The organism is Nonomuraea sp. NPDC049480 (assembly GCF_044465905.1).
Classification (GTDB): Bacteria; Actinomycetota; Actinomycetes; order Streptosporangiales; family Streptosporangiaceae; genus Nonomuraea.
In genome coordinates this window covers 280,873-305,176 of record NZ_JBITMD010000005.1, presented here as the reverse complement: position 1 = coordinate 305,176, position 24,304 = coordinate 280,873, and the positions used below count along the sequence as shown (strand labels likewise).

Here is a 24,304-nt window from a genome sequence, read left to right as displayed (position 1 = left end):
ACATCGTGCGTGAGAAGCGACTGGCCGGGCGCACCGTCGCCATCCTGATGGAGAGCGACTTCGTCGAGCATGAGCTGCACTACTACCAGCGGCGCTTCGCCGAGGAGGGGGCGCGGGTCGAGTTCCTCACCCGGTTGTGGGGCCACGACTCGCTCACCTTCCACGGCCACGAGTACAAGATGCCGTTCACCGTGACCGGCGATCTGGAACGCGCCGACCTGAGCGGGATCGACGTGCTGATCGTGCCGTCCGGCATGGTGTCGGACCGGTTGCGTTACACCGAGGACGTCCACGGGCTCGCCCCCGCCGTGCGGCTGCTGAAGGACGCCTTCGCCGACCCGAGGATCGTCAAGGGGATCATCTGCCACGGTCTCTGGCTGGCCGCACCCATCGCCGAGGCCGTCAAGGGCCGGCGGGTGACCTGCCACAACAACCTGATCGCGGACGCGCGCAACATGGGGGCGGTCTACACCGACCAGGACGTCGTGGTGGACCGTGACCTCGTGACCGGCCGGACCGCCGACCACTGCGCCGCCTTCGCCCGCATGATCATCGACCTGGTGGCGGCCGACCGGAGCACCGAGACCGTCTACCGGCCCGACTTCACCTTCTCCGACCTGGTGGCCGGCTACGTCACCGGATTCGAGCACGGCGAGATCAGGCTGCGCACCAACGACGGGCGGCCGATGCGGGTGCGCCTCACCGGCACCACCTCCGCCGAGTTCGTCCGCAACCTGGCAGAGCCGTACCTGGACGCCTCGGCGCACCTGGAGCAGTTGCTCGCGCCGGGCGGCTACGTGTTCGTCAAGGGGATCTTCTACCACGAGAACGGCGCCTACACGGTCGAGGCCAAGGCGCTGACGTTCCTGGGCCGGCAGCCCGGACAGTACGCCTTCGAGCAGCCCGACTGGTGGGTCAAGCAAATCCGTGAGCTGGGCCGCTTCTACCGCAAGGCGCAGTTCGGGGCCGACGGGCCGATCGACTACTCCGCCTACCGGACCATGCTGCGGCTCGGCGGTGAGAAGGCCGACCAGTACGTCCAGGAGACCGACACGATCTCCCGGATGGTCTACGGCATGTCGTCGGCGTACATGCTCACCGGCGAGGAGGACTTCCTGGAGGTGGCCGAGCAGGGCGCCGCCTACCTGCGCGAGCACATGCGCTTCGTGGACCGCGACGAGGACGTCGTGTACTGGTACCACGGCATCGACGTGCGCGACGGGGCCGAGCGCAAGCTGTTCACCTCGGAGTTCGGCGACGACTACGACGCGATCCCGATGTACGAGCAGATCTACGCCCTGGCCGGCCCCACCCAGCTCTACCGGCTGACCGGCGACCCGCGCATCGCCGCCGACATCGACGGCACGTTGCGGCTGTTCGCCAAGTTCTTCCACGACCCCGAGCAGGGCGGCTACTTCTCCCACATCGACCCGATCCTGCTCAGCCCGCACCACGAGTCGCTGGGCCCGAACCGGTCGCGGAAGAACTGGAACTCCGTCGGCGACCACGCGCCCGCCTACCTGATCAACCTGTTCCTGGCGACCGGCGACGAGCGGCACGCCGACATGCTGGAGGAGACGTTCGACCTCATCGTCCGGCACATGCCCAGGAAGGACAGCCCGTACGTCCAGGAGCGCTTCCACGCCGACTGGACGCCGGACACCACCTGGCACTGGCAGCAGGACCGGGCGGTCGTGGGCCACAACCTCAAGATCGCCTGGAACCTCATGCGGATGATGTCGATCCGGCCCAAGGAGCGCTACCGGGCGCTGGCCACCGAGATCGGCGAGAAGATGCCGGCCCTCGGCAGCGACCCGCAGCGCGGCGGCTGGTACGACGTGGTCGAGCGCAGGCTCGCGCCCGGCCAGCACGTGCACCGGTTCGTCTGGCACGACAGGAAGGCCTGGTGGCAGCAGGAGCAGGCGATCCTCGCCTACCAGATCCTGGCCGGAATCGGCGGCGAGGAGGAGTTCCTGCGCCGGGCGCGCGAGTCGGCCGCCTTCTACAGCGCCTTCTTCCTCGACCACGACGAGGGCGGCGTCTACTTCAACGTGCTCGCCGACGGGCACCCGTACCTGCTCGGCACCGAGCGGTTCAAGGGCAGCCACTCGATGAGCATGTGTCACGCGGCCGAGCTGTGCTTCCTGGCGACCGTCTACCAGCGGCTGCTGCTCGACAGGCAGCCGCTGACGCTGTGGTTCCGGCCGCGGCCCGATGGGTTCACCGACCGGGTGCTGCGGGTCGCGCCCGACGCGCTGCCGCCCGGCCGGGTGCGGCTGGAGTGGGTGGAGGTGGACGGGGCGCCGTACCAGCTGTTCGACGCGGCGGCGATGACGGTGAAGCTGCCCGACTCGGCGTCGCCGGTGACTGTGCGCGCCCACCTCGCGCCGGTGGAGGAATGACATGACCATGCGACTGCGGAAAGAGCCGCGCGGCGGGGTCACCGTCATCAGCATGGACGGCCGTCTGGACAGCGAGACCGCGCCCAGGGTCCAGCAGGACCTGCGGGCTCTCTTCCCCGAGGAGGGCCTGGTCGTGCTGGATCTGAGCCGCACCGCGTACATGTCCAGCGCCGGCCTGCGGGTGCTGCTGCTGGTCTACCGGCAGGCCCAGAGCAGCGCGGTCCGCCTGGTGCTGACCGGGCTCTCGCCCGACGTGCGGACGATCATGGACGCGACGGGGTTCCTCGGCTTCTTCACCGTGGTGGAGTCGGTCGAGGAAGGTGTGGAGGCATTGACCGTATGACGATCCTGGAGCCGATCGACGCCTACCCCACGCAGCGGATCGCCGGGTTCCCCGTGCGCGCGGGGCGGTCGCTGCCGTTCGGCGCCACGCGGGTGCCCGGGGGCGTCAACTTCTCCGTCTACTCCAACCACGCCACCTCGGTGACGCTGGTGCTCTACCGGGAGGGGGAGCCCGAGCCGATGGCCGAGCTGCCCTTCCCTGAGGCGTTCCGGGTGGGCAGCGTCTACGCGATGACCGTGTTCGGCCTCGACGCCGAGAGCCTGGAGTACGGCTACCGCGTGGACGGCCCGCACGTGCCGTGGCAGGGCCACCGCTTCGACCCGTCCGTCGTGCTCAGCGACCCGTACGCCAGGATGCTGACCGGCCATGGCCCGTACCGGCACCGCTCGCGGGTCGCGCTCGACGACTTCGACTGGGAGGACGACCGCCCGCCGCATCTGGCGCACGAGGACCTCGTGATCTACGAGCTGCACGTGCGCGGGTTCACCAGGCATCCGTCCTCGGGGGTGTCGGCGCCCGGCACGTACGCGGGGCTGGTGGAGAAGATCCCGTACCTGAAGGAGCTGGGGGTCAACTGCGTCGAGCTGATGCCGGTGTTCGAGTTCGACGAGACCGACAACGTGTTCACGGGAGTCAACTACTGGGGCTACAGCCCGATCGGGTTTTTCGCGCCCAAGGCCTCCTACGCGGCCACCGGCCGGGACCACATGCAGGTCGACGAGTTCAAGCACATGGTCAAGGAGCTGCACCGGGCGGGCATCGAGGTGCTGATCGACGTGGTGTTCAACCACACGGCGGAGGGCGACGAGCGCGGGCCGGCGATCAGCTTCAAGGGTCTGGACAACGCCACCTACTACATGCTCACGCCGGACGGGCACTACTACAACTTCAGCGGCACCGGGAACACGCTCAACTGCAACCATCCCGTGGTGCGCGGGTTCGTGCTCGACTGCCTGCGTTACTGGGCGGCCGAGTGCCACGTGGACGGGTTCAGGTTCGATCTGGCGGCGATACTCGGGCGGGGTCCCGACGGCGAGCTGCTGCACAATCCGCCGCTGCTGGAGTCGCTGGCCTACGACCCGATCCTGCGCGACCGCAAGCTGATCGCCGAAGCGTGGGACGCGGCCGGGCTCTACCAGGTGGGCAGCTTCCCGCACTACAGCAGGTGGTCGGAGTGGAACGGCCGTTACCGTGACACGGTCCGCAGGTTCGTCAAGGGCGACCTCGGCGTCACCGGGGAGCTGGCCACCCGCATGGTGGGCTCCCCAGACATGTACAGCCGCCGCGGCACGGCGGCCACGGTCAACTTCGTCACCTCGCACGACGGGTTCACGCTGCGCGACCTGGTCTCGTACGACCACAAGCACAACGAGGCCAACGGCGAGGGCAACAGGGACGGCGACGACGCCAACCACTCGTGGAACTGCGGGCGCGAGGGCGAGACGGACGACCCCGCGGTGCTGGCCCTCCGCGCCCGGCAGCAGCGCAACGCGCTGCTGCTCCTGCTGTCCAGCAGGGGCGTGCCGATGCTGCTCGCCGGTGACGAGATCGGGCGCACGCAGCGCGGCAACAACAACGCCTACTGCCACGACGGGCCGCTGACGTGGCTCGACTGGCGGTTGCTGGAGGAGAACGCCGACCTTTTCCGCTTCACCCGGCGCGCCACCGCCTTCCGGCGCGCGCACCCGGTGCTGCGGGGCGGCTCGCCCGCCTCGGTGCACTGGCACGGCGTGCGCGCCTGGTCGCCGGACTGGTCGGCGCACTCCCGGGTGCTGGCCGCGATGTTCGACGGGGGCGGGGACGACTGCGTGTACGTCGTCGCCAACGCCCACTGGGAGCCGCACGCGCTCGAGCTCCCCGAGCCGCCACGCGGGCAGACCTGGCATCTGTTCGCCGACACCGCCGCCGCCCCGCCGATGGACGCCTTCGAGCCGGGCGCCGAGCCGCCGCTGGCGAACCAGTCACAGCTGGTCGCCGGTCCCAGAAGCGTCGCGATCCTGGTCACGCACTAGCGAAGGGAAACAGTCATGGCTTTCAAGATGAAGATGAACGTGGAGGGCGACACCGCCACGATCCGGCTGGCCGGCGAGCTCGACGGCAGCTCCGCGCCCGAGCTCAACGACCTCGTGACGCAGGCCGTGGGGCGGCAGGTGGGCAAGCTGGTCCTGCTGCTCGACGAGCTGACGTACATGTCGTCGGCGGGCGTGCGCTGCCTGGTGTTCGCGCACCAGAAGCTGCCACGCGGCTCGGAGATCATGCTGGTGGGGACCAATCCGGAGGTCGCGGAGACGATCCGGCTCACCGGCTTCGACCGCAGCATCGTGATGCGGTGATGCTCGCCTGCCGGCTCAAGATCGACGTTCAGCACACGTCCCTGCCGGGCGTGGTGGCCGATTTCATCGAGGCGCTGGCAGACGAGGCGGGGCTGACCTCCCGGCAGGCCTACTGGCTGCGGCTGGCCACCGACGAGATCACCACGAACATCGTCCAGCACGGCTACCGCGGCGGAGCGGGTGTCGTGGACCTGGCCGGTGAGATCGAGCACGACCGGCTGCGCGTCAGCATCGAGGACGACGCGCCGCCGTTCGACCCCGCCGGCTACGACCCCGCGCCGCGGCTGGCGCTGCCGCCCGGGCAGCGCGACGAAGGCGGTTACGGACTGCTCCTGGCCATGGGCAAGGTCGACGAATTCCGCTACGAGTACGTCGGCGGCCGCAACCGCAACATCCTGATCATGCGTTTGATTGGAGGCTCGAATGCCGACGGCCCTGGTGGTCGCCGAACCGGCTAACCCCGCGTCCCCGGCGGTGCTCGAACTCGACGGCGCACTGCGCCAGGAGGGCTTCGAGGTCGCGCACGTTATCCCGGACGACCTGGTCCTGCGCCATCCCCACCCCGATCTGCTGCTGATCTCGGCGGCGCTCGGGCTGCAGCGGATGGCGCTGGTGAGCCAGCGGTTCCTGATCGACGGGCGGATGCCCACCATCGTGGCCTTCCCCGACGACGACCTCGGCGCGCTGGAGGAGTGCGTGCGCGGCGGGTTCGACTTCGTGACCCGCCCGTTCCTGCCCAGCCTGCTGCGCAGCAGGGCCAACTCCTGCTGGGAGCGGTGGCAGCTGAGCACCGCGGTCGAGGAGATGGCGGCGCTGGCCAGCCTGCGCGAGTACGAGCGGGAGCTGCGCATCGCCCGCGACATCCAAGCAGGGTTCCTGCCGGAGTCGATGCCCCTGCTGGACGGCTGGGAGATCGCCGCCAGCTTCCGCCCGGCCCGGCAGGTGGCGGGCGACTTCTACGACGTGTTCACGATCGTGAACGGGCGCCGGCTGGCGCTGGTGGTGGCCGACGTGTGTGACAAGGGCGTGGGCGCGGCGCTGTTCATGGCCTTGATCAGGACGCTGCTACGGCACACGGCCGAGCACACCGGGCTGGTCCAGGACGTCGGCGACGAGGCCGCCCTGGCGCTGAACGGCTCCACGGGTGACGGCGCGCTGCCGCTGCTGTCGCTGGGCGCCGGGCCGCTCATCCAGGCGGTGGTGGGGACCAACCGGTACATGGCCCGCAACCATCTGAAGCAGGCGTACTTCGCCACGATGTTCTTCGGGGTGCTGGATCCGTGCTCCGGGGATCTCGTCTACATCAACGGGGGGCACAATCCGCCGATCATGGTACGCGCCGACGGGCGGCAGACGTTGCTGCCGCCGACGGGGCCCGCGGTCGGGATCCTGGCCGACAGCTCGTACACACTGGGACACGTGCAGCTCCGCCCGGGCGACGCGTTGTTCGCCTACACCGACGGCGTCGTCGAGGCCAGGAACACCGCGCACGACCTGTACGGCACGGCCCGCCTCCAGGAGGTGCTGGCCGGGGCGGGGGCGCACGCGCAGGACCTGCTCGCGGCGGTGGACACGGCGGTGCGGGACTTCGTGGGCACGGCGGAGCAGTCCGACGACATCACGACCCTGGCGCTGAGCAGGAACCCCGCCTGACGCCGCCACCCAGACGAACGCCGCGCCATGGAGCGGCCTCCCGGACGAAGGCCGCCCCGCACGGGCCCGGCTTCAGGCGGCGACCATCGACATCGCGACGGCCACGTCCCAGCCCGAGCCCGGCTCGCCCCGGTGGAATCCGGCCGCCAGCAACGTCGCCTCGCCCGCCCGGCCGGCCAGCAGCAGCGCGTCGATCAGGCATGCCGTCAGATGCGGCGGCAACCAGGGCGGCCCCGCTTCCACTCCCCCGGCGGTCAGCGCGAGCGCGCGGCGCAGGTAGAAGACCGCCTCGTGAGGCCGCGTCCGGAGGGTCGCCATGGCCTGCGCCGCATGCACGAACAGGGCCGTCTCCCGGTCCGGCCGCTCGATCGCGCCCGCGTCCCCCGCCGACCGGCCGGTCAGCGCCAGGATCCACGCCCGGTAGGCGAGCAGCAGCGGCCGCGGCCGGGACCCGCCGGAGACGGCGGTACGCAGCAGGAAGTCGGCGGCGGCCTCCGGCCGCCCCTGCCCGCAGGCGAGGTTGACGGCGCGGGCGAGCACCAGGTGCGGCGTGCTCTCCACCTCCCCGTCGGGCAGCGAGTCCAGGAACGACATGCTGTCGCGACCCCTGCCACGCAGCAGCAGCAGGTGGGCCAGCGGCACGGAGACGGTGTGCCCCTCGCCACACCAGGCGGCCGCCTTGCACAGCTCGAAGGCCCGGTCGAAGGCCAGCCCCGCCCACGCCTCCCACGTCGCCCGCACCAGGTGCGGGGTGGCCCCGGCGGGCTCGGCCGCGTGCGGCCACTCGGTGGCGCACTGGAACTCCCACCCGGCGGCTCCGCGGGTCAGGCGCTCGGTCAGCCCGCGCCCCACCAGGAACTCGTGCAGCAGGCCGGGGTTTCCGCCGGTCGCCGCGTGCAGGGCCTCGGCGGTGGCCTGCCGTACGTGCCCGCCGGCCAGCCCGCTCAGCAGGGCGCTCATCTCCCCGGCCGTGAGCGGGGGCACCTCGACGATGTGCGCGCCCGGCTCGAACCGCAGGCAGTCCACCGGATCCGGGCGCCGTGCCGCGGGCCCCGACAGCGTGGTGACCAGCGCCCTGGCGCGCGGGGCGGATTCGGCGGCCGCGCGCAGCGCCAGCAGCCTCGCGTCGTCGCCCGCCTGCGCGTCGTCCATGAACAGCAGCAACGGGCGCCCGCCCGCGGCCGCTCGCACGCGGGCGGCGATGTCGCCCGGGCTGTCCCCAGCGCGCAGCCGGACGATCTCGTACGCCGCCGCCTCCGGCGATTCGAGCACGTGCTCGGCCAGCCGGGTACGCCCGACGCCCGGCTCCCCGGTGACGATAATCGGACCGCGGCCGGCGGCTCCGAGGGCTAACCGAATTGTGGCGAGCTGCTCGCTGCGCCCAACGAAATGCCACTTCATGCCATTCATCCCTCACAATCATCTTCAAAATTCATGCTTTTGGTACAACGCCGTAATGTCAATGCCAAATTGACGAAATCAGCTTCTCGTGACAAATGTCCGCCAAGGCCCATAGACTCGGCACAAACTGTCGGATCTGCTGCCGCAGCGGGGTCAACCAGGGGGGGCTGTGTCAGGCGACGGCTGGAGTCGGCAGGAGCTCGCCCGGTTCTTGCGAAGCAGACGAGCACGGGTCATGCCAGGGCACGTGGGCCTTCCCGAGGGCGGGGGACGCCGGACGAAGGGGTTGCGACGCGAGGAGGTGGCGGTCCTCGCCGGCCTCAGCCCGACCTGGTACACCTACCTCGAACAGGGCCGTGACATCAAACCCTCGGTTCAGGTGCTCGACAGCCTGGCCAGGGTGCTCGACCTCAGCGAGGACGAGCGCCGCTACATCCACACGCTCGTGCACGGCCAGGTGATCAACCCGCAGCCGCTCGACGGGCAGAAATGGACCGGCGACGTGATGCGCCCGCTGGTCAGCATGATGAACGGCATCGAATACCCCGTCTACGCCACCGACATCCACTGCGACCTGACGGCCTGGAACGAGGCGGCCACCGAGTGGTACGACGACTGGGGCAAATACTCCCCCGACCACCGCAACATGTTGCGGTGGCTGCTGCTCGCGCCGAAGGCCAAGGAGCGGCTGCCCGACTGGGAGCACGTCACGCGCGACGTCGTCGCCCGGTGGCGTTCGGAGCTGGCCAAGTGGCCGCACGACGAACGCCTGACGGAGAAGATCGCCGAGTTCACCCGGCTGAGCCCGCTGTTCGCCAGCCTATGGCGGCGGCACGACGTGCAGGAGCACCGCACCCTCACGCGCCGCTTCCGGCACCCCCGGCTGGGCCTGCAGACGCTGCGCATGGCCCTCATGGTCACCCCGGACGAGCCGCTCGTCGGGCTCGTCATCCATTTCCCGGCGCACGCGGCAGAATAGCTCGATTTTCACGCGCCGGTATTTCGTCATCTATTAATTGACACCCACCTGCCCGATCCGGACCTTAGGTGATGTCGTGGAGCCAATCAACGAGGGCGCCCGGGGCATCGTAAATTTCCGATGCCCCGGGCGCGGAGGGGAAACGGGGACTCATGCACGTGAATCGCGGGCGAGATCCCATCGCCATTGTCGGCGCCGCGTGCCGGCTGCCCGGCGCGCAGAGCCCGGACGCCCTCTGGGGGATCGTCAGTGAGGGCCGGGACGTGGTCGGCGTCATCCCCCGGGAGAGGTTCGAGCTGGACACGGCCCCTGGCCGCCGCAGGCCGGATGTCCTGGAGGGCGCGGGCGGCTACCTGGACGACATCGCGGGCTTCGACGCACGCTTCTTCCGCGTCACGCCGTTCGAGGCCCTGCGGATGGACCCGCAGCAGCGGGTCCTGCTGGAGGTCATCTGGGAGGCGCTGGACGACGCCGGCATCCCGGCCGAGAGCCTGGCCGGGAGCGCCACGGGGGTCTACACGAGCCTGCTGCCCTCGGGGTACTGGGACCTGCTGCGCCGCTCGGGGATGTACGACATGCACGCCGCGCTCGGGGCGGCCGTCAGCGGCATCTTCCCCGGCCGCGTCTCCACCCGGCTCGATCTGCGCGGCCCCAGCATGGGCGTGGAGGCCGCGTGCGCGACGTCGCTGCTGGCGGTGCACGTGGCCTGCCGGGCGTTGTGGTCGGGCGAGATCGATCTGGCCATCGTCGGCGGCGCCAACCTGCAGATCGTGCCCGACCTGTACTTCTCTCTCGCCGACGCCGGGGTGTTGTCGAGCTCGGGGCGGTGCCGGTTCGGCGACGTGTCGGGAGACGGCTACGTCCGCAGCGAGGGCGTGGTGGCCGTCATGCTCAAGCCGCTGTCGCGGGCCGTGGCCGACGGTGACCGCCCCTACGCGGTGATCCTGGGCAGCGCCGCCACCCATGACGGGCGTACCGGTGGTTCCATGGTCGCCCCCGGGCTGGAGGGGCACGAGACGATGCTGCGCAGCGCGTACGCCGACGCCGGGGTCTCGCCCGGCGACGTCGACTACGTCGAGGCGCACGGGCCGGGCACCCACGTCGGCGACCCCACTGAGCTGGCCGCGCTGGACGCGGTCATGCGGGAGGGCCGGGATCCCGGACGGCGCTGTCTGGTCGGGTCGGTCAAGTCCAACATCGGGCACACCGAGTTCGTGTCGGGGCTCGCGGGGCTGCTCAAGACGGCCCTGGCGCTGCGGCACCGGACCATCCCCCCGACCCTGCACGTGGCGGAGCCGCACGCCGTCGTGCGCCGGCCGGACGCCGCCGTCGAGCTCGCGCTGCGCGGGCGCGAATGGCCGGAGCGGGAGGGGCCCGCCCTGGCGGGCGTCAACTCGTTCGGCATGTCGGGGGCCAACATCCACGTGGTCCTCTCCGAGGCTCCGCGCCCGGACGCGCGTGCCGCGGCACCGCGGCCGGCGCCCGCCCGGGCGAGCTACGTCCTGCCGCTCTCGGCCAGGGACCCCCAGGCGCTCGACGCGCTCGCAGACGCGTACGCCGGCTTCCTCGGCACTGGGCCGGACCTGGGCGACGTGTGCTTCAGCGCGGGCGACAGGCGCTCCCACCACGAGTACCGGCTGGCCGCGGTCGGCCGGGACGCGCGGTCCCTGGCCGCCTGCCTGCGTGAATTCCGCGAGAGCGGCCAGAGCACGCTCGCGGGCGGGCGCCGCGTGACCAGGCAGCCGAAAGTCGTGTTCGTCTTCCCCGGCCAGGGCGGCCAGTGGGCCGGCATGGGCCGGCAGCTCCTCGCGGCCGAGCCCGCCTTCGCCCGTCACCTGCAGCCGTGCGCGCAGGCGGTGGAGGCGGAGCTCGGCTGGTCGCCCGTGGACGTCCTGCTGCGCGGGGAGCGGCTGTCGCGCGTGGACGAGATCCAGCCGACCCTGTGGGCGATGCAGGTGGCGCTGGCCGCCGTCTGGCGCGAGTGGGGCATCGAGCCCGACCTGCTCATCGGCCACAGCATGGGCGAGATCGCCGCGGCCGTCACCGCGGGCGCGCTCAGCGTGGCCGACGGCGCCGCCGTGGTGGCCAGGAGAAGCCGGCTGCTGCGCGAGCTGCCCGTGCCCGGAGCCATGTGGGCGGTGGGACTCGGTGAGGAGGCCGCCCGCCAGGCCATCGGCGAGCACGCCGGACGGGTGTGCGTGGGGGTGGTCAACAGCGGCCATTCCACGGTGTTGTCCGGCGACCCCGCCGCGCTGGAGCGGGTCGTGGAGCCGCTGCGCCGCCGCGGCGTCTTCTGCCGCCGGGTGGACGTGGACTACGCCTCGCACGCGCCGCAGGTGGAGCCGGTGCGCGAGGCGCTGCTGGACGCGTTGTCCGGCATCAGGCCGGACTCCTGCGCCGTGCCGATCCACTCCAGCGCGTGGGACCGGATCGTCGGCGGCGCGGAGCTGGACGCCGGTTACTGGTTCGAGAACCTCCGGTTGCCGGTCCGCTTCGCCTCCGCCGCCAGGGCCGCGCTCGCCGGCGACCGGCCCACGGTGTTCATCGAGATGAGCCCGCACCCGGTGCTGCAGTCGTCGCTGGAGGACGAGGTGGAGGCGGCGGGCGCGGCCGCGGCCGTCGTGCCCTGCCTGCGGCGCGACGAGCAGGACGCCGCCGCCCTGGCGACCGCGCTCGGACAGGCGTACGTGCTGGGCTGCCGCCCCCGTTGGGACCGCGTCCACCCCGGCGCGGAGTACGTCCGGCTGCCCGGTTACCCGTGGCAGCGGCGGCGCTTCTGGCCCGGCGCCGCCACGACCGCGCTCCCGCCCGAGGCCGCCCGCGAGCCCGCCTCCCCACCCGGTGAACGCCCGGATCCGGCGGGCATGCCCGAGGGCGAGCTGGCGGCGCGCGTGGCCGAGCTGGCGGCGCAGGTCCTGGCGGTGCCCGGCCACGACATCGGGCTGGACGTGCCGCTCACGCTGTTCGGACTGGACTCCGTGCTGGCCACCAGGCTGCGCGAGCGGATGCGGCGGGAGCTGGGCGTGGACGTGCCGGTCCGCAGTCTGCTCGGCCCGGGTACCCTGCTCGACCTGACCGCGGAGTTACGCGCGGCGCCGGCCGGGTGAAGTCAGCGCATTCGGAAAGCGATATCCGGAAACGAGGCTCCGCGTTCGTCGGAGCCTCGTTTCCGCTCATATGAAGGTGGCATTCCGACTACTAGCACTAACTGATTCTTGGGTCTTCGTGTCAGGAGCCGGAGGATACGTGGCATGGTGACAGCCGTGGTGGGAGCTCTGGCCGGCGCCGTCCTCGTGACGGTGGTCTGGCTGAGCGTGGTGCTGACCGTGTTCACGCCCAGGGGCCGGCCGACGCGGCTCGTCCGCGGCGTCCTGCGGATCTTCGCGAGCCCTCTGCTCGCGGCCGCCGGCCGGGTCCCGCCGGCCGTCCGCGAGCCGCTGCTCGACCTGTGCGGGCCGCTGGCCGTCCTGACCGTGGCCGGGATCTGGCTCGGCGTGTCCTCCGCCGGGTTCGCGCTGATGGACGGCACGCCGCTGCGCGAGGCCGAGTGGGCCTCCAGGCTGCTGATGGTGGCGGCCATCACGACGTACCTGCTGGGGCTGGCCGCCGCGTACAGTCGGCGCGAGCGGCTGGTGGCCAGGCTGGCGGGCAGCGTGTGCAACCCGCGCGACGCCGAGACGCTGCTCGCGGTCTACCTCAAGACCGGCTCGCGCGACCACCTCGACACTCTGTTCGCCGAGTGGACGGGGTGGATGACCGAGGTGGAGCACTCCCACCTCGCCCACCCGGCGCTGACCTTCCGCCGGCCCGCGGGCGATCTGGACTGGCTCAAGGCGGCGGTCATCGTCCTGGACGTGGCGACGCTCATCGAGGCGCTCGCGCCGAGCTGGGCCCCCGCGCACACCAAGGCCCTGCTCATGACCGGGACGCGCTGCATGCGCCGGCTGGCCGCCGGGATGTGCATCACGCTGCCGCCCATCCCGGTGAGCCTGCAGGGGCGGGAGGAACGCGACTTCTCCGACTCACTGTTGCTGGCCTGCGAGGCGGGGCTGCCGGCCGAGCGCGACCCGCAGGAGGCGTGGACCGTGTTCCAGGACCTGCGCACCGGGTACGCGCCCCTCGCCTACGCCATGGAGACCCGGCTGCTTTACGACCGGGTCGACGAGCCGGACGACGTCGGCGACTGACGTTCGCCGGTGAGCCTGGTCCCGGCGGGCACGGCGCCGCCGGCGCACACGGTCAGGCCCGGATAGGCGATGACGCCGCGGAGCCTGGCGCCCGCCATGACCCGCACCTCGTGCCCGAGCGCGGTGAAGCCGTCGACGACCGTCGGCCGCTCCAGCGAGGACTCCACCCGCGCCATCACGCCCACATGGGCGTCGGTGAGCCGGGCGCCGGGGCCGATGATCGCGCCGTCCAGGCAGGCCACCCGCTCCAGGCGGCACCAGGGGTGCAGGTCGGCCTCGTCGCCGACGCACGCGTGGCGCACCGTGACCCCCGGGCCGATCTCGACGTCCCTGCCGATCCACGCGCCGGGGCCGACGTGGACGAGCCCGCCCGCCAGCTTCTCGGCCAGCGTCAGCCCGCTGACCTCGTCGCGCCGCTCCAGCGAGGAGGGGTGGATCACCGGCTCGCGCGGCAGCCGGAGGCTCGGGTATCCGCCCGCCAGGGCCTCGGCCATGGTGATCAGGTAGTCGCGCGGGTTGCCCAGGTCGCCAGCCTTGGCCAGGGGCGCGCACATGACCGGGTGGCCGCGCGCGACCAGCCACGGCAGAAGGTCACCGCCCCAGTCGAGGGCCCGTCCGGCCAGCGCCGCCAGTTCCCCGGTGGCGCCCAGCTCGCGCAGCCTGTCGCAGTCGACCAGGTAGAGCCCGGCGTTGATGGGCACCCGCCCCGGGTCGGCGGCCAGCACCTCGACGACCGCCGGCGGCGGTTTCTCGACGAACCGCTCGATGCGCCCGGAGCCGTCGGCGACCAGCGTGCCATAGGTGCCCGCCACCTCGTCCGCCGTCCTGTGGACCATGCCAACCGTCACGACCGCCCCGCTCGCCAGGTGGTCGAGCAGCAGCCCCGCCAGGTCGCACTCGAAGAGGGAGTCGGTAGGGAAGACGACGGCGTGGCCGCGCAGGTCGTGCTCCTGGATCAGGCGGAGCGTGGCCTGCCCCGAGCCCGTGTTGAACCGGTCGGCACTCGGCCGCGAATAGCGGACCGAGACCCCGAGCCGCTCGCCGTAGCCCAGGGCCTCCTTGATCTGATAGCGATTCTCCCGGCCGTTGGCGGCCACGTGGAAACTCGTTATTCCCTGGTCGCGGAAAGCCGCGACGAGCCATTCGATGAGCGGTCTTCCCAGAAAAGAGACGACGGCTTTGCTGCGTATGTGGCCGGAACCCTCCAGGGTGAGCGGCCGGGCGCGGAGGCCACGGCCTCCGGCCAACGCGATGGCGGCGAGAGAAGGCATGGAAATCTCCAGAAAGCGAGCGGTGATTCATTCGTACCACCTGCCCCCGGGATGCAGCGGGTTTCGGCCGCCGATCGCCGGGATTTCGTCAGGTCCCGGTCCGACAAAAGCGTCACGGCTCCGTTAAGTCGGGGTGCCGCGGACACATGCCCGATATTTATCGTGGGCCTTCTCATCTGTCCGCGCGAAGGAGGAGACCGTGCGCGCAGCCGTCATCACCGCACTCAACTCGCCATGGGAATTCCAGGACCTCGCCGATCCCGAGCCGGGGCCCGGCCAGGTCGTCGTGCGCATCCACGCCTGCGGCATGTGCTTCAGCGACGTGCTGGTCCACCGCGGCCACTGGCCCGTCCGCCTGCCGATCGTGCCCGGCCACGAGCCGGTCGGCGAGGTCGTGGCGCTCGGGCCCGGAACCACGACGCTGAAGGTGGGCGACCGGGTCGGCGTCGCGTGGATGCAGCGCGGCGAGGGGCGCTGCGTCCACTGCCAGAGCTGGCACCCGGTCGCCTGCCCGCACACCCAGACCTGGATGGACCTCGGCGGCGGCTACGCCGACCTCATGGTGGCCTGGGAGTCCGGGTGCACGCTGCTGCCCGACGGCCTGGACTACACCGACGCCGCCGTGGCCTTCTGCGCCGGCTTCACCTCGATGAGCGGCCTGCGCAACGCCGCGCCCCAGCCGGGCGAGCGCGTATGCGTGCTCGGCGTCGGCGGGCTCGGGCACATGGCGGTGCAGCTGGCCGCCGCGATCGGCCTGGAGACGGTGGTGCTCACCACCTCGCCCGACAAGGCCGAGTACGCCAGGGAGCTGGGCGCGGTGGAAGGCGTCGTCGTGAGCGACGACCCGGGCAAGGCGCTGGCCGACGCCGGGGGCGCCGACATCATCCTGGCCACGACCACCTCCGCCGACCTCGTCGCCCGCGTCCTTTCCGGCCTGCGGTACGGCGGCCGGCTGGTCACGATGGGCGTCACGGGGCCGCTCCGGATCGACGACATGATGACGCTGCTGTTCAAGCAGTGCTCCATCAAGGGCAGCACCCACAACAACCGCTCCGACCTGGTCGAAGTGCTCACCCTGATGGCCGCGGGCAAGGTCCGGCCGCGGGTGGAGACCTACCCGTTCGCCGAGATCAACGAGGTGCTCAAGCGCGTGGAGGCCGGCCAGGTGCGCTACCGCGCCGTACTCCAGCCGAACTGAGGAGGATGCCCGCATGTCCGAGCCCCCGATCGTCGTCGCGAACCGGGAGCACCTGTGGTGGCTGCTCAACGAGGCCTCGCAGCTGGAACACATGATCCTTTGCCAGTACCTCTTCGCCGAGGCCAGCCTCAAGAGCGGCACGGACGAGGGCTTGACGGCCGAGCAGGCGGAGGCCGTCGCCGGCTGGCGCTCGGTGCTGAGCGCCATCGCGGTCGAGGAGATGCTGCACCTGGCGCTGGTCTCCAACCTGCTGGCCGCCATCGGGGCGGCGCCCATCTTCGGCCGCCCCAACTTCCCCCAGCGCTCCGGGTATTTCCCGTCCGGCATCCAGCTCGACCTGCTGCCGTTCGGCGAGCAGGCGCTGCGCCACTTCCTGTACCTGGAGCGCCCGGAGGGGATGGAGCTGCAGGACGCCGAGGAGTTCGAGCCGATACCGCCCGCCCGCACCCGCCTCGACCCCGCCGAGCTCATGCCTCGCGGCCAGGAGTACGAGACGATCGGCCACCTGTACCGCGGGCTGGAGAGCGGACTGCGCGCCCTGTGCGACCGCCTCGGGGAGCACGCGGTGTTCGTGGGCTCCCCGCGCGCCCAGGCCACGCCGGAGCTGTTCCGCTGGCCGCAGCTCGTCGCCGTCACCGACCTGAAGTCCGCGCTCACCGCGATCGAGCTGATCATCGAGCAGGGCGAGGGCGCGCGGGGTGACTGGCAGGAGGCCCACTACGGGCGCTTCCTGGCGATGTGGCGGCAGTACGGCGAGTTGCGCGAGCGGGATCCGGGCTTCGAGCCCGCGCGGCCGGCGCTGGCCGGCTACCTGCGGCAGCCGTACAACATCGCCGAGCCCCAGCCACTGATCACCGACCCCGGTGCCCGGCAGGCGGCCGAGCTGGCGACCGTGGCCTACGAGCTGGTCCTGCACCTGCTGACCCGCTTCTTCACGCACACCGACGAGAGCGACGAGCAGCTCGGCCTGCTCGTCGGCACGTCGATCAGCATGATGGCCGACGTGCTGCGGCCCCTGGCCACCGCCATGGCGAGGCTCCCCATCGGCCCCGAGCACCCCGGCCGCACGGCGGGATTCGCGTTCGAGATGTACTACGCCATGAGCAACTTCGTGCCGTGGCGCGAGCCCTCCTGGGCGCTGCTGCACGAGCGGATGCGGATGCTCGGGGAACGCTGCCGGGACGCCGCGCGGGCCGGAGGGCCCGCGGCCGCGGTCGCCTCGGCGGCCGGGACCCGGGTGGCCGAGCTGGCCGAGCGGGTGCGCGCGCACGTGCCGCCCGCGCTGCTCCCGGACTAAGACCTCACGAATTATCGTGCGCCGCCCGGCCGACTTGCCAATGTACGGCCCGCTTCTTTGACGCCGGCCGGGCCGCCGGAAAAAGAATTGATTCATGCGAGCTGTGATGGACATCAGCGCCGATTTCACGGTCGGAGAGCTCTCCGGCCGGTGGCGCAGCCCGGCCGCCGCCGAGGTATTCCCGGGGATATTCGGCGTCGACGACTTCTGGCTGCACAGTCCTTTCTGGGCCATTCATTTCAATGCTTACAAGGACCCCGGCTGCGACGGCCGGCTTTTCGAACTCATCATCATGGGCATGTTCGAGCTGCTCGGGCCGAGCGGGAACACGCCCGAAGCGCGCGACGCGGATTTCTCCCGGGTCAAGGTCTGCCTGCGCCTGTTCGACACCGGGCTGGTCGCCGGCGCCGGCGAGGTGAAGGCGGGCGACGGCCACTGGCGGCTCGGCGAGTGGCAGGACGTCTCGCGCGGCGGCTGCTCCATCCTGGACCTGCCGGGCGTGGACGAGTGCCCGATCGAGTACGACCTCCTCGGCCTGGCCCGCTCGGGCGCCGCGGACGGGGACGGCGACCGGCTGTACTTCGGCCAGCGCCACCACGACGAGCTCGGCTCGATCTGGACCCGCCGCGCCCCCGGCCTGCTGGACTACCACGTCGTCCGCGTGGTCGGAGAGCCGCCCAGGGCCGGGCACGGCGCCGAGTGGGGGCCGGCGGAGTGGACCCACGTCACGAGCACGTACACCCTCACCCCCGACGATCGGAGACACTCGTGACCATTACGCAAGCGGCAGTCGTCGAGTCGCCAGGAGCGCCCTTCACCGTACGGGACGTCGAGCTGGACGCCCCGCGCCCCGGGGAGGTCCTCGTCCGGATGAAGGCGGCCGGCATCTGCCACACCGACCTCACGGTCGCCGCAGGGCACATCCCCTTCCCGCTGCCCGGGGTGCTCGGGCACGAGGGGGCCGGGGTCGTCGAGGAGACCGGCCCCGGCGTGACCAAGGTCCGGCCCGGCGACCACGTGGTGCTCACCTTCACCTCGTGCGGGAACTGCGCCTCCTGCCGGATCGGCCACCCGGCCTACTGCACCACGTGGATCCCGCAGAACCTCATCGGCGGCAAGCGCCGCGACGGCAGCTCGCCGATCAGCAGGGACGGCGTCGCGCTCGGCGGCCGGTTCTTCGGCCAGTCGTCGTTCTCGCGGCACTCCATCGCCGACGAGCGCAGCGTGGTCAAGGTCGATCCCGGCCTGCCATTCGAGCTGCTGGCCCCGCTGGCCTGCAGCGTCCAGACCGGCGCCGGCGCGGTCTGGAACACGCTGCGCCCGGAGCCCGGCACGTCGATCGCGGTGATCGGCACCGGCGCCGTGGGGCTGGCGGCCGTCATGGGCGCGGCGCTCACGCCCGTCGGCCAGATCATCGCCGTGGGCCGCCGGCCGGCTCAGCTCGAACTGGCCGCCAAGATCGGCGCCACCCACACTGTCGACGCCACCGACCTGGACGTGGCCGCCGAGCTACGCGAGATCACCGGCGGCGCGGGCGTGGACTACGTGGTCGAGGCGGTCGGCAACCCCGAGGTGCTGCGCGCCGGCATCGAGGCGCTCGCGCCGCGCGGGGCGGTCGCCGTCGTGGGCGCTCCCCCGTACGGGGTGGAGGTCTCGATCGACGTGCACCGGCTGCTGCCGGGCCGCCGCGTGCTGGGCGTGTGCGAGGGCGACAGCGACCCGGACCGGCTGGTCCCGCTGCTGGCCCGGCTGATCCGCGGCGGCCGGCTGCCCGTGCAGCCGCTCATCAAGGAGTACGACTTCGCCGACATCCAGGCGGCGGCGGAGGACTTCAGGTCCGGCAAGAACATCAAGACGATTCTGCGGTTCGACGCGTGACGACGTAGGGAGCCACGAATGAACATCTTCGAACTCGGCGACTTCCCGCTCACCACCGGTGCCATGCTTCCCGGCGCCCGGCTGGCCTACCAGACCTTCGGTGAGCTCAACCCGGCCAAGGACAACGTGGTCGTCTTCCCGACCTTCCTCGGCGCCCCCGCCGAGGTGCTCAACGGCTGGATCGGCGAGAACCGGGCGCTCGATCCCCGCACCCACTTCATCGTGCTGCCCGGCCACTTCGGCCTCCCGCCGTCGTCCGCGCCCAGCAACACCCCGGCGCCGTTCCCCGCCGTCTCCGTCGCCGATGACGTCATCGCCCAGCAGCGCCTGCTGGAGGAGGTCTTCGGGGTACGCGAGGTCCGGCTGGCGCTCGGCTGGTCGATCGGCGCGATCCAGGTGTACGAGTGGGCGCTGCGCTTCGGCGACATCGTACGGAGCATCGCCCCCATCGCCGGGGCGCCGACCCCGCCGACGTGGACCAAGCTCTGGCTGAAGACGGTGGTGGAGGAGCCCATCACGGCGGATCCCGGCTACGCCGGCGGCGCCTACACGGACGCGGCCCACGTACGCGGCGGTCTGGCCCGCGTCGCGCACGGCAGCGCCCTGACCGCGCCACCGCGCACGTTCTACTACGACAGCGCGGAGGTGTGGCGCAACCTCGGCTTCGACAGCGTGGACGCGTTCGTCGCGGGCTTCTGGGAGGGCTTCTGGCTGCCGCAGGACCCCAACGACGTGGTCACCCAGGCCCGCAAGGCCCACGCGGCCTGGCCGGGCGCCGAGGGGGAGTCGCTGCGGGAGGTCCTGGGCCGGGTCAAGGCCAAGACCACGATCGCCGCGTTCACCGGCGACGCGCTGTTCCCGCCCGACGAGCTCAAGCAGTACGCCGAGTGGATCCCCGGCGCCACGTTCCGGCAGATCGACAGCGTCTTCGGCCACCTGGCCACGTTCGGGCTGGCCGAGCCGGACGTGAAGGCCATCGACGACGTGATCAGAAACGCGCTGGAGAGCTGACCGTGTCCGAGGCGGAGTTCGTCAGATTTCTCCAGGCGGCCCGGTCGGATCCCGGCCTGCTGGCCCGCTACTCCTCCATGGACCTGCCCAGGGTCCTGTTCCACGCCCGCAACGAGGGGTTCGCCTTCACCCAGGCCGACGCCCAGCGGGTCATCGGCCGGCTGGAGGCGAGGGTCATCATCGACAAGGACAAGGAGCCGTTCGACGGCGGCAGCACCCTGTGGCGGCACATGTGGGGCACGCGCTACCTGGACTACCTGGCCGGCCACGTGGTGGCGCGTTACACCGACGAGGAGCTGCCATGAGCGAGGTCAACCTCATCGGCTTCCTGCGCGGCCTGGCCGAGCGGCCCGAGCTGTGCGACCGGCTCAAGGACAAGACCAAGGACGAGGTCATCGCGGCCGCGGCGGCCTCCGGGCTGCCGTTCACCGCGGAGGAGTTCAACTCGCTCATCTGGGAGCTGGAGGAGCGGCTGGCACACGAGCGCGGCGAGAAGTTCGACGAGCGTTTCCCGCTCTGGGACCTTCTGTGGGGCCGCTACTACCTGGAGTTCCTCGTCTTCGATCTCGTGCCCAGCCTCGACGAGACCGGCCTGCTGGCCGGATTGGAGCGCAGACCATGACGCGAAACGCCCTGTACATCGGGCGCGAATGGAACGTCGAGCACGACCGGCGCGCGCAGGTGAGCGACGCCGAGCTCAGATACGCCGTGCTCGGCGAGGGCGAGCCCGTGCTGTGCATTCACGGCACCAGCATCGCCGACAGCCTCATCACCCCGATGCGGTTCTATCCGCCGTTGCTGGAGGACTATCAGCTCATCAGCTACTACCGGGCCGGCTACAACGGCAGCACTCTGGACAAGCCCGAGCTGAGCATCGAGGGCGGCGCCCAGCACGCCCGCGAGCTGCTCGACCACCTGGGCATCGAGAAGGCGCACATCATGGCCTTCTCCTTCGGCGGCGTGATCGCCTTCCAGTTCCTGCTGTCCTATCCCGAGCGGGCGCACAGCGCGATCCTGCTGGAGCCGTACCTGCCGCGTGAGGAGCCGGATGCGATCGCCGCCAACGTCGACGCGTTCACGAACGCGATGAAGCTGTACGAGACGGGCGACAAGCTCGGGGCGGCCCAGCTGTACATGGAGGCGGTGTGCGGGCCGAGCTTCCTGCCCGCCGTGGAGATGACGGGGCCGCTCGACGTGTGGGACCGCGTCGAGGCGTGCGTCGACACGACCGTCACCGTCGACTTCCCGGCGATCTCCCAGTGGGGTTTCAAGCCGTCGGAGGCCGACCGGCTGGTCACGCGGAAGCCGGAGATGCCGGTGCTGGCGGTGATGGGGCTGGACAGCGAGTCGGCGATGCCCGGGTTCCGCGAGACGCAGCGCTTCCTCATGAGCTGGCTGCCGCAGGCGGAGCGGGCCGGGATCCCGAACGCCACACACGGGTTGCAGAGCATGAACCCGGTGGCCGTGGGCGAGGCCGCCCACGCCTTCCTCAAGCGCCACCCCATGTGAGCGCGCCATCCCTCGCGGCCCCGCCCGGCACACTCCCGGGCGGGGCCCCGCATTTCCGCCGCCGGCACCCTCGCGTCCCTAGGCGAAGTCGTAGCCGAGCCGGACGGTGACCGTGAGGGTCTGGCGGCCGGGGCTGATCGAGGCGCTGTCCTCGGCCGCCATGGTGGCGGCCATGCGCATCGGCTGCGGCCCGCCCTTGATCTCCTCCGTCACCGAGACCACCCGCCCCAGCGGCCGTCCCGCCAGCCCGGCGTACTGGGCGGCCTTGTCGGCGGCGTCGCGGAACGCGCCGGTCCTGGCCTCCCGCAGCGGGCCGGCCGGGTCCGACACCTCGAACGCCACCCCGTTGAGCCTGGCCTCCTCCCCGATCCCGGCCACCGTGTCGATGATCCGGTCGGCCCGGGCCAGGTCGCGGACGACGACCTCCACGCCCTGCGCCGCCCGGTAGGCGGCCACCTTCGGGTACGCCTCGTACTCGGGTCCCAGGGACAGCTCGGTCGTCCGCACGTCCCCCGCCGCGATCCCCTCCTGGCGCAGCGCCCCGGCGAGTCGGGCGGCTGCGGCCCTGGCGGCGGTGAAGGACTCCGCGGCGGACGCCCGGCGCACCTCGACGCCCGCGTACAGCCGCAGGATGTCGGGCGCGGCCAGGACGGTGCCCTCGCCGACGACGGTGATGTCCACTGTTGGATCCTCCCTATGAGCCGGTACGGGTGAAGCGGAAGCCCATCTTGTCGAACTCGGCCTTGTCCGGAGCGGTCGCCAGCACCCTGCTGACCCGCCCGGACAGGTCGATCACCACGGCCTCGTACCCGGCATTCCTGGTCCGCCACACGGCCAGGTGGTCGTCGTCCCACCATCCGATGAGGCGGTTGCTGGCGAACGGGACGGTGACGGGCCGGGTGTCGTCCCCGGAGGTGGAGCGGGCGCACAGCGAGGTGCCGGCGGACGTGCAGTGGGCCAGGAAGCGGTTGCCGGACGGCGAGATGTCGTCGCCCTCGACCCACACCGGCGACCCCACGTCCGGCAGGGTGCGCACGAGCTTGCCGTTCAGGTCGTAGAACTTCATCTTGCCGCCCACCCACGTGCCGACCGCCTGGCCGCCGGCGTCCCAGAAGAAGCGCCATTCACCCGCGCCCTTCTCCTTGATCTCGAACGCGCGCCCCTTCTCGCCGGAGACGTCGATGATGCCGTACCCGTACTCGGCCGCGTTGCCTTCGGTGCCCTTGTAGAGGGTGACCAGGCCGTGCCTGCCGTCGGGCGACCAGCGGGGCGTGGTGGGGAAGACGGGCTTGGGGCTCACCTTGACGATCCGTCTGGTGCCGGTGACGTGGTCGATGATCGACACGGTGGCGAAGTAGTCGGTGGTGTAGTCCACGTCGGTGCCGAGTGCCCGGTTCGTCTTGGCGTCCAGGGCGTACTCGAAGTAGCGGGAGTCGGTGGTGAAGGCGTTGGTGGCGTGTTTCCTGACGTAGAGCCGCTTGCCGCTGTTCACCGTGTAGGAGGCGAGCTTGACGGGGTCGGCGTCGGTCTCCTGGATGCGGACGGACGTGCCGGGGAGGGCGATCGAGCGGGTCGTGGGGGCGGTGGGGGCCGGCGTGGCCGGAGTACTGGAGGCTGAGGTCGTCAGGGCGGTGGTGGGGGTGGGCGATGTGGTCCGGCCGCCGGGCAGGCCGCTGACGCGGATGGCGACGAAGGCCGTGACCGCCACGAGGACGAGCGCGCCGGCGGTGCTCCCGGCGACGATCCAGCCGGTGGCCCGGCGCGGTGTGGGCCCGGTGGGCGGGCCTTGGTAGAGCGGCGGATGGTGGGTCGCAGGCGGCGTCGGGTACGCGCCCCCTGGCCCGGGAGCGCCCATCCCCCGCGCGCCCGGCGCCTGTCCTTCCGGCCCGGAAGCGCCAGGGACGGGTCCCGATCCGCCGAGGCCGGCACCGGGCCCGCCCGGGATCGGCCCCGACGTGCCGAGAGGCCCTGAGGTGGCCGCGGCGGTGCCCTGTTGAAGGAGCCCGGGGAGCTGGGTGGCGGGGGCGTGGCCGAGGAGGCGCATCAGGGCCTCGCCGGCCGCCGGCCGCCGGGACGGGTCCTTGGCCAGGCAGTCCCGCACCAGCGCCCGCAACCCCGGATCCTCGACGGAGCTCACGTCGGGCTCGGCGTGCAGGATCCGGTTGACCACCGCCGGCAGGCTGTCATGCCCGAACGGCGCCTGCCCCGACGCCGCGTACAGCAGCGTGCACGCCCACGCGAACATGTCCGACTTCGGCCCGGGATTGGACTCGGTGAGCTGCTCGGGCGCCATGTACGAAGGCGTGCCGATCACCGCGCCGGTGAGCGTCGAGGTGAAGTCGAGCGCCCTGGCGATGCCGAAGTCGATCACCCGGGGCCCGTCGGAGGCCAGGACCACGTTCGACGGCTTGAAGTCGCGGTGCACGATCCCGGCCTGGTGGATGGCCACCAGGGCGGTCACGGTGCCGATCGCGAGCCGGTGCAGGGAGGCGCCCGAGCGGGGCCCCTGGGCGCGTACGACGTCGTCGAGGGTGGGGCCGTCGATGTACTCGCTCACGATGTACGGCCGCCCGCCGAACAGCCCGGTCCCGATGACCTGCGCCGTGCAGAACGGCGCGACCCGCCGGGCCATCGCCACCTCGCGGACGAACCGCTCCGACGCCTCGGCGTCGCCGGCCAGGTCGGCGCGCAGCAGCTTGAGCGCGACCTTGGTGCCGCCCGGGGCGGTGGCCAGGTAGACGATGCCCTGCCCACCCTCGCCGAGGCGGCCGGCCACGGCGTACTCACCCACCGACGCGGGATCCCCTGGCCTCGGGTCCGCGAGGTCCGGCATGGACAACCC

Annotated in this window: 21 protein-coding genes; 17 read left to right on the top strand and 4 right to left on the bottom strand. The window is 71.6% G+C overall.

Going from position 1 to position 24,304, the window contains the following annotated elements:
* The first annotated feature begins 5 nt into the window (after window positions 1-5).
* Genes ACIBX3_RS17500 through ACIBX3_RS17475 form a run of 6 tightly spaced genes read left to right on the top strand, consistent with a single transcriptional unit; the run spans window position 6 to window position 6,731 of the window.
* Window positions 6-2,402 carry an AGE family epimerase/isomerase gene (locus ACIBX3_RS17500; RefSeq protein ID WP_397117986.1) on the top strand — a complete coding sequence of 799 codons (2,397 nt, stop codon included), beginning with the start codon at window positions 6-8 and terminating at the stop codon, window positions 2,400-2,402.
* A 1-nt stretch (window position 2,403) separates the two neighbouring features.
* Window positions 2,404-2,745, top strand: a complete 342-nt coding sequence (locus ACIBX3_RS17495) for an STAS domain-containing protein (RefSeq protein ID WP_397117984.1) — start codon at window positions 2,404-2,406, stop codon at window positions 2,743-2,745.
* Window positions 2,742-4,757, top strand: a complete 2,016-nt coding sequence (locus ACIBX3_RS17490) for a glycogen debranching protein (protein WP_397117982.1) — start codon at window positions 2,742-2,744, stop codon at window positions 4,755-4,757. The genes ACIBX3_RS17495 and ACIBX3_RS17490 overlap by 4 nt, the downstream gene beginning before the upstream one ends.
* A gap of 15 nt (window positions 4,758-4,772) precedes the next feature.
* Window positions 4,773-5,078 (top strand): anti-sigma factor antagonist, encoded by a 306-nt coding sequence (locus ACIBX3_RS17485; protein ID WP_397117980.1) that lies wholly within the window; start codon window positions 4,773-4,775, stop codon window positions 5,076-5,078.
* Complete coding sequence (locus tag ACIBX3_RS17480; RefSeq protein WP_397118390.1) at window positions 5,078-5,536, top strand: ATP-binding protein; 459 nt, start codon at window positions 5,078-5,080, stop codon at window positions 5,534-5,536. Before ACIBX3_RS17485 ends, ACIBX3_RS17480 begins: the two co-directional genes overlap by 1 nt.
* Complete coding sequence (locus ACIBX3_RS17475) at window positions 5,502-6,731, top strand: PP2C family protein-serine/threonine phosphatase (RefSeq protein ID WP_397117978.1); 1,230 nt, start codon at window positions 5,502-5,504, stop codon at window positions 6,729-6,731. Before ACIBX3_RS17480 ends, ACIBX3_RS17475 begins: the two co-directional genes overlap by 35 nt.
* Before the next feature lie 72 nt (window positions 6,732-6,803).
* Here the strand turns inward: ACIBX3_RS17475 and ACIBX3_RS17470 are convergent, their stop codons facing one another.
* Complete coding sequence (locus ACIBX3_RS17470; RefSeq protein WP_397117976.1) at window positions 6,804-8,132, bottom strand: ATP-binding protein; 1,329 nt, start codon at window positions 8,130-8,132, stop codon at window positions 6,804-6,806.
* A 169-nt stretch (window positions 8,133-8,301) separates the two neighbouring features.
* Here ACIBX3_RS17470 and ACIBX3_RS17465 point away from each other — a divergent pair, with 169 nt between their 5' ends.
* The 3 genes from ACIBX3_RS17465 to ACIBX3_RS17455 all read left to right on the top strand — a co-directional run bounded on the left by ACIBX3_RS17465 (window position 8,302) and on the right by ACIBX3_RS17455 (window position 13,298).
* Window positions 8,302-9,111, top strand: a complete 810-nt coding sequence (locus ACIBX3_RS17465) for a helix-turn-helix transcriptional regulator (RefSeq protein WP_397117974.1) — start codon at window positions 8,302-8,304, stop codon at window positions 9,109-9,111.
* A gap of 158 nt (window positions 9,112-9,269) precedes the next feature.
* Window positions 9,270-12,218 (top strand): type I polyketide synthase, encoded by a 2,949-nt coding sequence (locus ACIBX3_RS17460; protein ID WP_397117972.1) that lies wholly within the window; start codon window positions 9,270-9,272, stop codon window positions 12,216-12,218.
* Window positions 12,219-12,362: 144 nt separating this feature from the next.
* A complete protein-coding gene (locus ACIBX3_RS17455) occupies window positions 12,363-13,298 on the top strand; it encodes a hypothetical protein (protein ID WP_397117970.1) in 936 nt (311 codons plus the stop codon).
* On the opposite strand, the gene ACIBX3_RS17450 is transcribed toward ACIBX3_RS17455, so the two are convergent.
* The gene (locus ACIBX3_RS17450) at window positions 13,259-14,569 is read right to left on the bottom strand and encodes a sugar phosphate nucleotidyltransferase (RefSeq protein ID WP_397117968.1); all 1,311 of its coding nucleotides are present in this window, start codon (window positions 14,567-14,569) and stop codon (window positions 13,259-13,261) included. The two genes, ACIBX3_RS17455 and ACIBX3_RS17450, sit on opposite strands and share 40 nt — an antisense overlap.
* Before the next feature lie 199 nt (window positions 14,570-14,768).
* Between ACIBX3_RS17450 and ACIBX3_RS17445 the strand changes: the two genes are divergently transcribed.
* The 8 genes from ACIBX3_RS17445 to ACIBX3_RS17410 all read left to right on the top strand — a co-directional run bounded on the left by ACIBX3_RS17445 (window position 14,769) and on the right by ACIBX3_RS17410 (window position 21,462).
* Window positions 14,769-15,767 (top strand): alcohol dehydrogenase catalytic domain-containing protein, encoded by a 999-nt coding sequence (locus ACIBX3_RS17445; protein ID WP_397117966.1) that lies wholly within the window; start codon window positions 14,769-14,771, stop codon window positions 15,765-15,767.
* 13 nt (window positions 15,768-15,780) lie between these two features.
* Window positions 15,781-17,064, top strand: coding sequence for a ferritin-like protein (locus ACIBX3_RS17440; protein WP_397117964.1), 1,284 nt, complete (start codon window positions 15,781-15,783; stop codon window positions 17,062-17,064).
* A gap of 94 nt (window positions 17,065-17,158) precedes the next feature.
* Window positions 17,159-17,836, top strand: coding sequence for a hypothetical protein (locus ACIBX3_RS17435; RefSeq protein WP_397117962.1), 678 nt, complete (start codon window positions 17,159-17,161; stop codon window positions 17,834-17,836).
* The gene (locus tag ACIBX3_RS17430) at window positions 17,833-18,942 is read left to right on the top strand and encodes an NAD(P)-dependent alcohol dehydrogenase (protein ID WP_397117960.1); all 1,110 of its coding nucleotides are present in this window, start codon (window positions 17,833-17,835) and stop codon (window positions 18,940-18,942) included. Before ACIBX3_RS17435 ends, ACIBX3_RS17430 begins: the two co-directional genes overlap by 4 nt.
* Before the next feature lie 18 nt (window positions 18,943-18,960).
* Window positions 18,961-19,953, top strand: coding sequence for an alpha/beta fold hydrolase (locus tag ACIBX3_RS17425; protein WP_397117958.1), 993 nt, complete (start codon window positions 18,961-18,963; stop codon window positions 19,951-19,953).
* Between the two features lie 2 nt (window positions 19,954-19,955).
* Window positions 19,956-20,258: a Nif11 family protein gene (locus tag ACIBX3_RS17420; protein WP_397117956.1), complete on the top strand. Its 303-nt coding sequence runs from the start codon at window positions 19,956-19,958 to the stop codon at window positions 20,256-20,258.
* Window positions 20,255-20,575 (top strand): Nif11-like leader peptide family natural product precursor, encoded by a 321-nt coding sequence (locus tag ACIBX3_RS17415; RefSeq protein WP_397117954.1) that lies wholly within the window; start codon window positions 20,255-20,257, stop codon window positions 20,573-20,575. The genes ACIBX3_RS17420 and ACIBX3_RS17415 overlap by 4 nt, the downstream gene beginning before the upstream one ends.
* The gene (locus ACIBX3_RS17410) at window positions 20,572-21,462 is read left to right on the top strand and encodes an alpha/beta fold hydrolase (RefSeq protein ID WP_397117952.1); all 891 of its coding nucleotides are present in this window, start codon (window positions 20,572-20,574) and stop codon (window positions 21,460-21,462) included. The genes ACIBX3_RS17415 and ACIBX3_RS17410 overlap by 4 nt, the downstream gene beginning before the upstream one ends.
* A gap of 78 nt (window positions 21,463-21,540) precedes the next feature.
* Here the strand turns inward: ACIBX3_RS17410 and ACIBX3_RS17405 are convergent, their stop codons facing one another.
* The gene (locus tag ACIBX3_RS17405) at window positions 21,541-22,143 is read right to left on the bottom strand and encodes an SIMPL domain-containing protein (RefSeq protein WP_397117950.1); all 603 of its coding nucleotides are present in this window, start codon (window positions 22,141-22,143) and stop codon (window positions 21,541-21,543) included.
* Window positions 22,144-22,156: 13 nt separating this feature from the next.
* Window positions 22,157-24,295, bottom strand: coding sequence for a serine/threonine protein kinase (locus ACIBX3_RS17400; protein WP_397117948.1), 2,139 nt, complete (start codon window positions 24,293-24,295; stop codon window positions 22,157-22,159).
* Window positions 24,296-24,304 lie beyond the last annotated feature (9 nt).

Excerpts from the sequence above, each read along its gene's own strand:
- ACIBX3_RS17495 (WP_397117984.1), top strand. The coding sequence starts at position 2,404 with ATGACCATGCGACTGCGGAAAGAGCCGCGCGGCGGGGTCACCGTCATC.
- ACIBX3_RS17490 (WP_397117982.1), top strand. The coding sequence starts at position 2,742 with ATGACGATCCTGGAGCCGATCGACGCCTACCCCACGCAGCGGATCGCC.
- ACIBX3_RS17485 (WP_397117980.1), top strand. The coding sequence starts at position 4,773 with ATGGCTTTCAAGATGAAGATGAACGTGGAGGGCGACACCGCCACGATC.
- ACIBX3_RS17480 (WP_397118390.1), top strand. The coding sequence starts at position 5,078 with ATGCTCGCCTGCCGGCTCAAGATCGACGTTCAGCACACGTCCCTGCCG.
- ACIBX3_RS17475 (WP_397117978.1), top strand. The coding sequence starts at position 5,502 with ATGCCGACGGCCCTGGTGGTCGCCGAACCGGCTAACCCCGCGTCCCCG.
- ACIBX3_RS17470 (WP_397117976.1), bottom strand. The coding sequence starts at position 8,132 with ATGAAGTGGCATTTCGTTGGGCGCAGCGAGCAGCTCGCCACAATTCGG.
- ACIBX3_RS17455 (WP_397117970.1), top strand. The coding sequence starts at position 12,363 with ATGGTGACAGCCGTGGTGGGAGCTCTGGCCGGCGCCGTCCTCGTGACG.
- ACIBX3_RS17450 (WP_397117968.1), bottom strand. The coding sequence starts at position 14,569 with ATGCCTTCTCTCGCCGCCATCGCGTTGGCCGGAGGCCGTGGCCTCCGC.
- ACIBX3_RS17440 (WP_397117964.1), top strand. The coding sequence starts at position 15,781 with ATGTCCGAGCCCCCGATCGTCGTCGCGAACCGGGAGCACCTGTGGTGG.
- ACIBX3_RS17435 (WP_397117962.1), top strand. The coding sequence starts at position 17,159 with ATGCGAGCTGTGATGGACATCAGCGCCGATTTCACGGTCGGAGAGCTC.
- ACIBX3_RS17425 (WP_397117958.1), top strand. The coding sequence starts at position 18,961 with ATGAACATCTTCGAACTCGGCGACTTCCCGCTCACCACCGGTGCCATG.
- ACIBX3_RS17415 (WP_397117954.1), top strand. The coding sequence starts at position 20,255 with ATGAGCGAGGTCAACCTCATCGGCTTCCTGCGCGGCCTGGCCGAGCGG.
- ACIBX3_RS17410 (WP_397117952.1), top strand. The coding sequence starts at position 20,572 with ATGACGCGAAACGCCCTGTACATCGGGCGCGAATGGAACGTCGAGCAC.
- ACIBX3_RS17400 (WP_397117948.1), bottom strand. The coding sequence starts at position 24,295 with ATGCCGGACCTCGCGGACCCGAGGCCAGGGGATCCCGCGTCGGTGGGT.